9 protein-coding genes and 1 pseudogene are annotated in these 12,886 nt (G+C 54.6%); 2 read left to right on the top strand and 8 right to left on the bottom strand.

Going from position 1 to position 12,886, the window contains the following annotated elements; genetic code table 11:
- The first annotated feature begins 306 nt into the window (after positions 1-306).
- Positions 307-1,470: a carboxylate-amine ligase gene (locus KJY78_RS00885; protein WP_214336550.1), complete on the top strand. Its 1,164-nt coding sequence runs from the start codon at positions 307-309 to the stop codon at positions 1,468-1,470.
- Between the two features lie 127 nt (positions 1,471-1,597).
- On the opposite strand, the gene ffh is transcribed toward KJY78_RS00885, so the two are convergent.
- The gene (gene ffh / locus KJY78_RS00880; RefSeq protein WP_214336548.1) at positions 1,598-3,163 is read right to left on the bottom strand and encodes a signal recognition particle protein; all 1,566 of its coding nucleotides are present in this window, start codon (positions 3,161-3,163) and stop codon (positions 1,598-1,600) included.
- A gap of 138 nt (positions 3,164-3,301) precedes the next feature.
- Here ffh and KJY78_RS00875 point away from each other — a divergent pair, with 138 nt between their 5' ends.
- Entirely contained in the window at positions 3,302-5,398 is a 2,097-nt protein-coding gene (locus tag KJY78_RS00875) for a YncE family protein (RefSeq protein WP_214336546.1), read from the top strand.
- Positions 5,399-5,638: 240 nt separating this feature from the next.
- Here the strand turns inward: KJY78_RS00875 and ftsY are convergent, their stop codons facing one another.
- The 7 genes and pseudogenes from ftsY to nusA all read right to left on the bottom strand — a co-directional run bounded on the left by ftsY (position 5,639) and on the right by nusA (position 12,856).
- Positions 5,639-6,520 (bottom strand): signal recognition particle-docking protein FtsY, encoded by an 882-nt coding sequence (gene ftsY / locus KJY78_RS00870; RefSeq protein WP_214336544.1) that lies wholly within the window; start codon positions 6,518-6,520, stop codon positions 5,639-5,641.
- A 42-nt stretch (positions 6,521-6,562) separates the two neighbouring features.
- Positions 6,563-6,925 carry a hypothetical protein gene (locus KJY78_RS00865; RefSeq protein ID WP_214336542.1) on the bottom strand — a complete coding sequence of 121 codons (363 nt, stop codon included), beginning with the start codon at positions 6,923-6,925 and terminating at the stop codon, positions 6,563-6,565.
- Entirely contained in the window at positions 6,922-8,007 is a 1,086-nt protein-coding gene (gene truB / locus KJY78_RS00860) for a tRNA pseudouridine(55) synthase TruB (RefSeq protein ID WP_250544011.1), read from the bottom strand. Before truB ends, KJY78_RS00865 begins: the two co-directional genes overlap by 4 nt.
- 179 nt (positions 8,008-8,186) lie before the next feature.
- Positions 8,187-8,609, bottom strand: a pseudogene (rbfA, locus tag KJY78_RS06495) (30S ribosome-binding factor RbfA); the annotation flags it as partial.
- 99 nt (positions 8,610-8,708) lie between these two features.
- The gene (infB, locus tag KJY78_RS00850; RefSeq protein ID WP_214336539.1) at positions 8,709-11,450 is read right to left on the bottom strand and encodes a translation initiation factor IF-2; all 2,742 of its coding nucleotides are present in this window, start codon (positions 11,448-11,450) and stop codon (positions 8,709-8,711) included.
- A gap of 75 nt (positions 11,451-11,525) precedes the next feature.
- Positions 11,526-11,789, bottom strand: coding sequence for a YlxR family protein (locus tag KJY78_RS00845; protein ID WP_250544010.1), 264 nt, complete (start codon positions 11,787-11,789; stop codon positions 11,526-11,528).
- Between the two features lie 68 nt (positions 11,790-11,857).
- Positions 11,858-12,856, bottom strand: coding sequence for a transcription termination factor NusA (nusA, locus tag KJY78_RS00840; protein ID WP_214336538.1), 999 nt, complete (start codon positions 12,854-12,856; stop codon positions 11,858-11,860).
- Positions 12,857-12,886 lie beyond the last annotated feature (30 nt).

Below are 12,886 nucleotides of genomic sequence, written 5' to 3'. Positions count from 1 at the left end.
GTGTTGCGCAAAACTGCGCGAATGTGTTGCGTAAAACTGCGCGAAAGTGGTGAGTGAAATCACCCAGAGATACTGGGAAAAGCTACGCGCAATCTGGGCTCCCGCGCCCGTAGCTGCGCCTATCCGCACGCCTGTTCCAGCGCCCGCACCCAGGTCCGCAATCACCTGCCTGTTCCAGCGCCCGCAGTCGCATACAGGCATCGCGCAAACAAACGATCCGCTTCCCTTCGCACAAACGAAATAATCGAACTGACATAGTAAGCTATAGTCGGTTAAAATGTCGCACTAGCACCGGATCAACTCGCCATGTCAATCAGTTTTAAGAAATCACCCCAGTCTTCAGTCGGAATCGAGTGGGAGTTAGCTCTCGTTTCCAAGGAAACCGGAGAGCTTGTTAATGCCGCGCCGGAGATACTACCGCAGCTGAAAGCGCAGTGGCAGGGCAACCCGGAGGCGATTTTCACCAAAGAACTGCTGCAAAACACCGTCGAGCTTGTCACTTCACCGCACCCCAGCGTAAAATCAGCCGTTGCTCAGCTGCGCGAGATGGCAGAACTGTTGATCCGGGTTTGCGATGAGCACGATATCGCTCCTTTTGGCGGCGGATGCCATCCCTTTTCAAAATGGCATGAGCAGAAAATAACCGCAGAACCGCGCTATCAGGAGTTTGCCACGCACCACGCCTGGTGGGGGCGCAATATGCTGATTTGGGGTGTGCATACCCACGTTGGCGTTGCAAAACGTGAAAACGCGGTTGCGATTATGAACTCGCTGCTAACCTATCAGCCCTATCTGATCGGGATATCAGCATCCAGCCCGTTTTGGAATCTTGAAAACACCGGCTATGTTTCCAACCGCACAATGATTTTTCAGCAGCTGCCGAGCGCAGGAATCCCGCCGGAGATGCACACTTGGGAGGAATTTGAGCAGACTATCACGGATCTGCGGCGCGCAAAAGTACTCGAGGAAATAAACGAGGCACGGTGGGATATCCGCCCCGCACCGCACGTTGGCACAGTTGAGGTACGCACCTGCGACGGAGCCACCAATCTGAAGAAAATCAGCGCAACAACGGCGCTCACGCAGTGCCTGGTTGAAAGCGTGAACCGTAAAATTAACAGCGCTGAGACGCCACGGAAGCTGCATCCGCTGGTGATTATCGAAAATAAATGGCGCGCCGCACGGTTTGGGCTTGAAGCCAATGTTTTAACAGACAACCACGGCACTGAAGCACCGCTCTCAGAACTACTCAAAAGCCTCTGCAAAGAGCTCGAACCAATTGCCGCAGAGCTAAACTGTCAGAGTGAAATGACTTATGTTGCGGAACTGGCTGAGACCAAAGAAAACAACAGCACCAGGCAGATTATGAGCTACAATCGCGAAATTGCAGCCGGCGCGCAACCCCTCGCCGCGCTACAAACGGTTGTTAAAGAACTAACCCAGCAAATGCGAGATTCCATCCTCGGCTAGCGCCACAGCACCCGTGTAATAAGCGCCCTTTACCGAAAATTGGAACGCTGCACTCGCTAAAACACTCTGCGCCCCGAGCGAAACAAAGCCCGCAACTTCATATGACCGGCGCGTAGCAAACCGGGCACTAGCGCAATCCGCTGTTACGTAGAATATTCTGCACTTTCGCTAAATCTTCCGCGCGGGGGGCTTTGGCGGCACTCGCCGCACTACTGTTCAGCGCAAAGCCAGCACCCTGCGCTTTAACCGGGGCAGCTGTCGCCACAGCCGCGCGCTTTGCCGGGTTGCCGGACTTTTTCGCGCCGCGTTTTTTACCCTGCGCCTGCTGCTTCTTTTTACCGCCGTGCATCCCCGGAACAGGACTCATGCCCGACACCTGCGGCACACCACCGCGCGCCACGGTGCGCATCATCTTAGACGCCTGTTCAAACTGCTTCATCAGCATATTTACATCTGTTACGGTCATACCAGAGCCCTTCGCAATCCGCAATCTGCGAGAGCCGTTGAGAAGCTTCGGATTAGCGCGCTCGGCTTTCGTCATCGCCTGAATAATCGCCTCGGTGTGCAAAATCTTGCGTTCGTCGAACTCTTCGAGCTGCTGTTTTATTTTGCCCATGCCAGGCAGCATACCCATCATCTTTTTGATCGAGCCCTGCCCGCGCAGCTGCTGCATCTGGTGCAAGAAATCGTCAAGCGTGAACTGGTCATTAGCTATTTTTTCGGCGGTTTTGCGGGCTTCCTCCTCGTTAAAAGCCGCCTGCGCCTGCTCTATCAGGGTAAGCACATCGCCCAAATCAAGAATCCTGCTCGCCATCCGATCCGGGTGAAAAGGCTCAAAATCGTCAAGCGTTTCGCCGGTTGCAGCAAACAGAATCGGCTTGCCTGTAACTCCGCGGATCGAGAGCGCCGCGCCACCGCGCGCGTCACCGTCAAGTTTTGTCAGCACAACGCCCGTAAAATCAACTCCGGTTTGGAACGCCTGCGCTGTTGCAACAGCATCCTGACCGATCATTGCGTCAATAACAAACAAAACCTCATCAGGATTTGTGGCGCGACGAATGTCCGCCGCCTGCTGCATCAGCTCCGCATCAACACCCAAACGACCGGCGGTGTCGATAATAACAAAATCGTGATGTTTCTCCCGCGCGTAGCTCACACCATCGCGCGCAACCCGCACCGGATCGCCAACACCGTTGCCAGGCTCTGGTGCATAGATCGCAGCTCCCGCCTGCTCAGCAACAACTCCGAGCTGCGTTACCGCGTTCGGGCGCTGCAAATCACACGCTACCAGCAGCGGTGTGTGCCCCTCCTTTTTAAGCCACTTAGCAAGCTTACCCGCGAGCGTAGTTTTACCAGCACCCTGCAAGCCCGCAAGCATTAAAATGGTTGGCGGCTGCTTAGCAAACATCAGTCGGCGCTGCTGCCCGCCCAGAATCCCTACCAGCTCGTCATTTACTATCTGCACAACCTGCTGCGCCGGGTTGAGCACCGCATTAACCTCGTCACCGAGCGCGCGCTCCCGCACCCGCCCCACAAAATCTTTTACAACCGGCAGTGCCACATCCGCTTCGAGCAGGGCTCGGCGGATCTCTCTAACTGTGCCGTCAACATCGCTCGCAGAAAGCTTGCCCTTAGTGCGCAGTTTCGCGAAAGTCTCGGTTAAACGTGCTGAGAGAGATCCAAAAGTGTTCATAATCACTCAATTCTATACTCTCGTACTGAAAATATTTAAGCAGCAATTAGACAAAAAAAATATGTAAATTAGGCTACCGCTAGAAACATCTGATGTTATAGAATTAATGCGGTAATTATTCACTACAACAGGAAATGTATGATCCGCTATAGCAAAACAATCACATCAGCTCTGGCAGCCGCAGTCTGCGGCGGGCTTGTGCTGGGACTTGCAAACCCCACGCACGCAGCATCCGCAACGGACAAACTAGAGCTCTCAACAAACGTCAAGACCGGCTCTGTGCCGCGCGATATTGAAGTTGACGAGTCAAAAGGGCGCGCCTATTTTGTAAACTCCTACACCAGCGACAGCAGCAAAAAAGATACGGTCACCTGGCTTGACACCAAAACCAACACCCCAAGCGAAACAGCTTGGGAGCTGCCAACAAAAGACCCCGGCTATTTCACGCTCAACAGCGACGGCAGTAAACTATATGCAGTACACAACAAGAGCGGCAATGTGAGCATTGTGGACACCATTACCGGCACAGTTGAAACGGTTACAACAGAGGCGAAATACCCGAGCGGAATAACGGCCGACACTGACACCGGCGCGGTATATGTTTACGACTCAAAGGGGCTGCAGCGAATAGATCCTGATACCAACAAGGTCTCAGAAAGAATTGTGGTTTCTGACGAAAAATACCCGTCAATTCAGGACGTTGTGTATGACGCTCCGAACAAGCTGCTGTGGATAGCTGAGGGGCGCGAAAAAGTTGTTACCGCGTACAGCACATCCGCTCAAATCTGGATGCAGAAAGCGAAGCTACCAACAGCGGAGCTGAAATACAACGGCGATGCTCTCAGCGGACGCCCAAAACTGCTAGCGATTGATCCGCAACTGAATCTGCTGCACATTCTGCAGCGCGCAACCACCAGTGACAACTGGAAAAATGACCGCGTTATTACCTATGACACAAAAGCCCAGTCGGTGCGCGGTGACACCTATATTGAAGTTGGCGAAAACGCCTACAAGATGACCGTGAACAAAGCAACCCACGAGATTTACACAACAAACGGGCACAGCAACAGCGTGAGCGTTATTTCACCCGAAACTTGGCAAGCAAGCGAGGCTGCCAACTTCAACACCCTCAAAATCACGAGCGGCACAGGATCCGGCGAAGCCAACACCTGGGGTATCGCGTTTAACGGAGCTGGCAGCACCGCTTATGTGACCCACCCGTACAAAACCGCCTCAATCAGTGTGCTGACCAGAACGGGTGAGAAACCAACCGTGACCCAACGCAAAGCTAAACCTGCCGAGGGTCACGAAGCCGACGAAGCAGCTCCCACAAGCTGGGCAGGACCGGCAGCTCAAACCCCGGTCACAACCGACGCCTGCGCTGTAACGACCGGCAATGCACAGCTCGCATGGGGTATCAGCGACTACACCCAAACCTGGCGGAGTACTCCACTGGGCAAAACCAGCAAGCAGGATCATGTTTTTCAGTGGACTAGCGGATCAGGCTGGTACAACGAGAAAACCGGCGAAGCTCAGATTGCCTGGGCGGACGGGCTGAATATTACGCACTATCCAACGCTCGTGCCAGATCTGCAGAGCATCTGGGGAAACCCTGTGCTGACCGTGAACGCGAATAAAACCGCGACGCTGAGCTACGATATAAAGTGGATTCTGTCTAAAACCGAGAGCAGTGACGGCTACAAACGGCTGACCGTTGCAACGTTTAAGGATGTAAACCTTGTAAAAACGGGCGACACAGTGGCTATGACTGCAACCCCCGAATATGATGGGCGAGCCTACACGGCAGCAAGCGGCAAAGTTCACAGCTCGTCGTATCCGGCAGAGTTTATTGACTACCACAACCCGCAAATGCGCCCGTGGTGGTACAGCACCGGCGCAAACCTGGACTCGGCCAAAGTTCCGCTACCGGTTACTATTAGCTTCACAGCCACACAGAGCATATGCGATGCGGCAACTGCCGCTCCTGATGCGCCCGCTGCCTCGGATGCGAGAAGCTCTGCTGTGCTGCCCGCAACAGGCAGCACACCATCTGTGAGCGTGCCGAACGATTCAAGCACAGCGGCAGAGCAGAAAGCGGGAACGCAAGAAACACTCGCTAACACCGGTAATACCGCTGGCACTCTGCCAGCAATTGCCGCACTTACAGCGCTGCTAACCGGAGTTTGCACAATAACCGTTGCGCGTACAAGAGCGAAGCGCGAACGCGCAAGCTAATAATCCGCGCTAAAATGCCTTAGGGGGTGGCACCAAAACAGTGCCCCCTCCTAAACGTATCGGATTTGATACTGCGAACAGCTCGCCCGCACGCAACCAGCCGGTTGTTGGGCAAAGACACTAAAAAACCAGCAAACCCGCATTAGCTAGGAAGCTGTGAGAAAACACGCAAAACAGCACGCCCACGCGCAACCTACAAACCAGCTGCCGTTTAACAACGCACAGCCAACCCGCCCGCGCTCAGCCCACCAGCTGCTGCGCAAAAACGTGCGAAGTAAACCCGGTGAAGTCACCGATCCCCTCGCCCTGACCCACGAGCTTAAGCGGTAAATCGGTTGTGCGCTGCACACTCAACACAAACCCGCCCTTAGCCGAGCCATCAAGCTTGGTGAGCACAATCCCACTAACACCCGCGTGCGCAATAAATGACTCTGCCTGCGATAATCCGTTCTGTCCGGTTGTTGCGTCAAGCACCAGCAAAACCTCGGAAATCGGCGCCAGCTTCTCAATAACGCGCTTGATTTTGCTCAGCTCATCCATCAAACCGTTTTTAGTCTGCAAACGCCCCGCGGTGTCAATTAAAACAACATCATAATTCTCGCTCAGCGCCTTAGAGACCGTCTCGTACGCCACTGACGCTGGATCCTGCCCGCTGCTTCTGGGTGTTACAATATCCGCCCCCGCGCGATCCGCCCAGGTTGCCAGCTGCTCCACTGCGGCAGCACGAAATGTATCCGCCGCACCGATTAAAACCCGCTTGTCAAAATTGCGCAGATACCTGGCAAACTTGCCGATTGTCGTGGTCTTGCCCACCCCGTTCACGCCCACAACCAGCACAATCGCGGGCTTCTCGGTCAGGCGCAGCGTCGAATCGAAACACGCCAGCTTTTCTGTAACAGTGTCGCGCAGAAGCTCACGCAGCTGCCGCACATCATTAATGCCATAGCGGATCACGCTGTCGCGCAGCTCTGATAACAGCTCCTCGGTGATATCGAGACCAAAATCTGCGCCTATTAGAGCAACCTCAAGCTCATCCCAGGTGTCGTCGGTGATCGGCTCGCTGCGCGAAAAAATACCCGCAAACGCTTTTGAGAACGACCATTTCTTTTGTGGTTCTGCCATGCTGCTATTTTACCCTTACGGTGTGAACGTAAGATATGCACACTACCAAACACCCCAGATAACGCACATCCGGTAAACCATAACCGCGACCGTTGCCAGGGTGAGCGCCAGAATCACGTTTGCCGTAATTGAGCGCTCAATTAGCGCCCACACTCCCACAGCCAGCAGCAGCACAAAAGCAACAATCAGGTACAGCCAGAACTCAAGCAGATCACCGCGCGCCTGATTGCCCGCGAACGGAGCGATAATCGCAATCACAATTTGCACCAGTAACAACAGTGCTGTCAGCGCAACCGGAACCATCGTGAAATCGTTGGGTGTTTTACGGATCGCAGCCGCACCGAGGCAGGCGAGTGTGCCCAGCCCGGCAATACCCATAATAAGATAGGCAAACCAAAGAATCACAGCGCCTCCCTTTTGGACTGCGGAAAACCGGTTACAACCCGCGCGATACCGTTTTTAATTTCAACCAGCGCGAGCAGCGAGCCGGACTCGCTAACAGCCGCCGCGAGCGGGGTGTGGTGCGTGTGCGGAGTTGGGCTTGGTGCTGCGCTCGCTGCCGCGCCCATATACGCACTAGCGCGGCTTAGGCTGGGGCGCTTTCCGTGCCCGATTGCGATCGCCTCGTCCGCTGTTACGACAATCACCGGAAACAGCTTCTGCGCCGCCTGCGCCGCGCTCAAAACCGGAATCACACGGGCACTCACGCCCAGCCCCTCACTAACCCGGCGCGCCTGCTCGTCGAGCGTCTGCAACGGCACCGCATCGGCAACCTTAAAAGGACCAACACGTACCCGGCGCAGCGCGATTAAATGCCCGTAAACACCGAGTTTAGCGCCGATATCGCGCGCCAGAGCCCGCACATAGGTGCCAGACGAAACGTGCACCAGGCACCGCACATCTATTACCACGCCCCCGTCACCGGTTACGACCAGCTCAGGTTCTGCCAGCTCGATTTTATGCACTGTGACCTGCCGCGCTGTAAGCTCCGGGGTTGTGCCCTCGCGCACCAGCTCATACGCACGCTTGCCATCTTTCCTGATCGCGCTAACAGTACTAGGAACCTGTAAAATCTCGCCGCAAAAATCAGCGGCCACGCTATTGAGGAGAGCGAATCCGCCCCGTATAACCTCTGCAATGCGAGCAGGATCTGCGGATGCTGTCGCGGGCGAGGTTGCATCGTCTGTGAGCGTTTGCTGCCCTAGCCTGATAGTTGCCTTGTAGACCTTATCAAGACCGACAAAATGAGTAAGCAGCCGGGTTGCGTTACCAACACCGAGTGTTAAAAGACCCGTTGCCATCGGATCAAGCGTACCCGCGTGCCCGACTTTGCGCGTGCCCATAACCCGGCGCGTACGGGCAACAACGTCGTGGCTTGTCCAGTCGGCAGTCTTGTCAACGAGTACAATCGCGCCCTCGTTTGCCGCCGCAGCGAGCGTTATCGTGTTGCGCACCGTGGCGTTTAAGAGCCTGCAGGATGCGCACAATCAGCTTCACCAGCGGGTGTTTCGCCGCCGCTGGTGGTTGTTTCGCCACCACTCAAACTTTCTACGGCATCGCGCGCGGTAGTTTCATAACCGCTTAAGTCAGCACCATCCATCGCGTCATCACTCGCAGCAGTTTCACCACCGCTCAAACTTTCTGCAGCAGCATCATCCGCCGTTGCCTCATCACCGCTCAAGCGTCCGTAAGGGTCAGCATCGCCAGCATACTCTGCGTTTTTCGCCTGCGCTCTAAGCTCCGCGTCACGCTGTTTTGCTTCTTTTAGCAGCTCGCTCAGATGCTCCGCCGTTTCTGGCAGCTCATCCGGAATAAACTCAATTGTCGGAGTTAGGCGCGTGCCAAGGTTTTTAGCAACCTCGCTGCGCAGCATTCCCGTTGCGGCTTTTAGCGCCTTAGCGCTGTTTACGCGATCTTCGTCACTGCCGTAAACAGTGTAAAAAACAGACGCCTGCTGCAAATCACCGGTTACCCGCACATCTGTAATGGTTACAAAACCCAAACGCGGATCCCGCAAGCCTTTCTCGAGACGGCTCGCGATAATCTGGTGGATGCGGTCAGCTACTTTACCAATGCGTGGATTACTCATACTGTTATGCTACTAGCAAAAAACTGGAGAAAACTTTAATGCCGCGCAAAACCCAGAAGATTAGGTTTTGCGCGGCGCTAAAGCAACTAGCTAAAAGTTTTAATCGCGAGTTTTCTCAACCATTTCAATTGTTTCAATCTCGTCACCAACACGAATGTCATTGTACTTACCAAACCCGATACCACACTCAAAGTCGGTACGCACCTCAGTTACGTCGTCTTTAAAGCGACGTAGTGAGTCAATCGCAAGCCCGTCAGCAATTACAACGCCTTCACGAATAACCCGTGCTGTCGCGTTTCTGGTAATAGTGCCAGAACGCACAATAACACCAGCAATGTTGCCAAACTTCGACGACCTGAAAACCTCTCGAATTTCCGCTACACCAGACTGCTTTTCTTCGTATTCTGGTTTAAGCATACCCTTAAGGGAGTTTTCAATATCATCGATCGCGTTGTAAATAACGCTGTAAAAACGGATGTCCACTCCTTCACGGCTGGCACGCTCGCGCGCTTTCATGTCGGGGCGCACGTTAAAGCCCACAATAATAGCGTTATCGATCGTCGCAAGATCCACGTCTGAAGCGGTGATCGCACCAACTCCGCGGTGCAGGATTCTAAGCTGCACTGTGTCGTCAATCTCAATCTTAGTAAGAGCCTCTTCGAGCGCCTCAACAGCACCGGAAACATCGCCCTTAATAATGAGGTTGAGTGACTCAACGTTACCGTCTTCAAGCGCTTTGGTGAAGTCTTCAAGGCTCATCCGCTTACGTGCCTTGGCTAGCTGCGCATTGCGCTCAGCAGCCTCACGCTTCTCGGCAATCTGCCGCGCGGTGCGATCCTCCTCGGTTACGATGAAGGTGTCGCCCGCGCGCGGCACAGAGCTTAAGCCCTGCACAGCGACCGGTCGTGACGGCCTCGCAGTAAGCACCCTGTTGCCGTCTTCGTCAAGCATTGCACGCACTCGCCCGTGCGCCGTTCCTGCCACGATAGCGTCACCGATTTGCAGAGTACCGCTCTGAATAAGCACGGTTGCAACCGCGCCACGACCCTTATCAAGATGCGCCTCAATAGCAACACCGCGCGCTGATTTATCTGGGTTAGCCGTCAGTTCAAGCGCCGCATCCGCCGTCAAAAGCACCGCATCAAGGAGCTCGTCAATGCCGGTTTTCGCCTTCGCAGAAACATCGACGAACATAACATCGCCGCCGTATTCCTCTGCAACAAGCTCAAACTCGGTCAGCTGAGAACGTACTTTTTGTGGGTTCGCATCCGGTTTATCAACTTTGTTAACCGCAACCACAATTGGCACATTCGCCGCTTTTGCGTGGTTTAAGGCCTCAATCGTCTGCGGCATAATGCCGTCGTCAGCGGCAACAACCAGCACCGCAATATCAGTCACCTTGGCGCCGCGAGCACGCATCGCGGTAAACGCTTCGTGACCCGGGGTGTCAATAAAGGTGATCTGACGCTCGCTGCCCTCGTGCTTGGCGGTAACCTGATACGCGCCAATGTGCTGCGTGATGCCACCGGCTTCGCCCTGCACAACTTTAGCGCTGCGGATCGCATCGAGCAGCAGGGTTTTACCGTGATCCACGTGACCCATAACCGTTACAACCGGCGGTCGCGGGAGCATATTCTCCTCATCTTCTGCTAGCTCGCTGTCAAAGTCAATATCAAAGCCCTCGAGAATCTCGCGGTCTTCATCTTCTGGCGACACAATCTGAACTTTATAGCCCAGCTCCTCGCCGAGAATCTCAAACGTCGCCTCGTCAAGCGACTCCGTGGCGGTTGCCATTTCGCCCAGGTGGAAAAGCACTGTCACAAGGTTCGATGCGCTGGTGTCAATTTTTTCTGCAAAATCAGCGAGCGACGCGCCACGGCGTAAGCGGATCGGGGTCGATCCGTCGCCGCGTGGCACGCTTACGCCGCCTACTACCGGCGCCTCCCGCATCTCAAATTCTTGCCGCTTTGCGCGCTTGGACTTGCGCGCCTTGCCTTTAGAACCACCGCGACCAAAAGCACCAGCGGTGCCAGCGCCACGACCTGCGCGACCGCGTCCACCAAAGCCACCCGGACGTGGTGCGCCGCCGCCCGACGTTGCCACGCCACCGCCGCCGCCCGGCGTTACCACGCCACCACCGACGCCCGCGCGCAGGCTAGCACCGGGACGCGGTGTACCGGGGCGTGGAACTCCTACCCTGCCCGGACGACCGCCGGTTGATTTAGGTTTTGGAATATTTGCCTGGTTAGACCTTTTACCCATCCCCTGCGAAGGCGCGAACGGGTTATTGCCCGGGCGCGGTGGGCGTGGTATGCCCATCCCCTGCGAGGTTGTGAATGGGTTATTGCCCGGGCGTGGTTTGCCCGAGGCTTGAGAGCTGCCGGGCTTTGCCTTAGCCGAGCTGCTTGCGCCCTCTTTAGAGCCACTGCTTGAGCGTGTCGCAGTTCCCGGTTTAGCCGCGGATTTTGCCCCGGCTTTGGCACCGTTCTCAGCTTTTGCAGCCGGTTTTTCTGACTTTTTCGCGTTTTTTTGTGCTGCCGGTTTAGGAGCTGGCTTAGCACCCCCCGGTTTTGCGGCGGATTTTTCTGCCGCAGGCTTTGCCTCGCCAGATTTCACCTTCGGCGCGGTTTTTACCGAGTCACCGTCGCTGCTCGTCTCAGCCTTTTTAGGGCTGGGAGCGACATCTGCAAAGGCAGCACGGATTCTCCGCTCAACCGGTGGTATCACCGAGGAAGAAGGCGCTTTTATATGCTCGCCCATCTCGCTCAGCTTCTCTAGCACTTCCTTACTCTTAACGCCGAGCTCGGCTGCTATCTCGTGTACACGTGGTAGTCTTGCCACTTTTCTCCTGTCCGAGTTCACGCCCGGACAGGGCGAGAACTTTATTATTCAGTAACGGAACTCATTCTGAACCGTTCATCGGCGATCCATAATCAATTTCAACCTGTTCTCTATAGCGGAAGTATCAGTATCTGCTGACACTTTTAGCGCCCTGGTAAAAGCGCGCCTGCTAAGCGCCTTACTCAGACACTCAGCGTTCTCATGCACCCAGCTACCACGACCCGGGCAAATACCCGAATCGTCGCATATGAGTTTGTGCTCGGCAAAAACTACACGCAAAAGCGATTGACGCGGCGCTACGTTTTTACAACCAACACAAGTACGACCAAATCTAATCATACCATTACCCAAAATTTATAACGCCTTTTAGACACTGTCGCACTAATTGACGCAATAAATGCTGGGAACTAATCACCATCCATAACGGAATCGGGCTGAATGTCGATCTTTGCACCGGTTAGTTTAGCAGCCAAGCGCGCATTCTGACCGTCTTTACCAATTGCCAAAGAAAGCTGGAAATCAGGCACAAGAACCCGAACCTGCTTGTTATCTTTGCCGATAGGGAAAACATCGGTAACTTTTGCCGGCGACAGCGCGTTGCCAACGAACACGTTAAGGTTTGGGGAGTAATCGATAAGATCAATTTTTTCGTCGCAGAGCTGATCCATAACAGCACGCACACGTCGCCCCATCTCACCGATACAGGTACCCTTAGCATTAATTCCAGGTATGCTAGCGCGCACAGCAACCTTACTGCGATGCCCTGCTTCGCGAGCAACAGACACAATTTCAACCGTGCCATCGGTCAGCTCAGGAACCTCAAGCTCAAACAGTTTGCGCACAAGCCCCGGATGGGTTCTTGAAACCACAACCTGCGGACCTTTAGGTCCACGGCTCACAGTTGTTACGTACACGCGCAAACGAGTGCCGTGCTTGTACTCTTCGCCGGGAACCTGCTCTTCAGGAGGGAGCACCGCCTCAACCTCGCCCAGGTCAATGTAAACCATACGCGGATTTGACCCCTGCTGCACAATTCCCGAAACAAGCTGCCCTTCTTTGCCCTTAAACTCACCGAGCACAACATCATCAGAAAGATCGCGCAGGCGCTGCATAATAACCTGCTTGGCGGCGTTAGCCGCGATCCGCCCGAAATCTACGAGATCAACAGCCGCCTCGCCAATTACCGCGCCGTCCTCATCATACTCGGCGGCGTAAACGCTTATCTCACCCGTTTTACTATCTAGCGCAACTCTAACTTCGTCATCTTTGGGAGCAGTAAAACCTTTGTTTGTAAGATGTTTTATGTATGCCGAAGCAATAGCCTGCTCAATAATACGCACAAGTTCTGCTAGTGGGATTTCTGTTTCCCGCTCAATTACGCGAAGCTCTGCCAGCTCAATACGCATATTAACTCCTTATTAAAATGTAGCAAAGGC

The sequence above is a fragment of the Canibacter zhuwentaonis genome (assembly GCF_018531145.1).
In the GTDB taxonomy this organism is placed as follows: domain Bacteria; phylum Actinomycetota; class Actinomycetes; order Actinomycetales; family Microbacteriaceae; genus Canibacter; species Canibacter zhuwentaonis.
The sequence above is the reverse complement of the archived record's forward strand: the minus strand, read 5'-3'. Positions and strand labels throughout refer to the sequence as shown.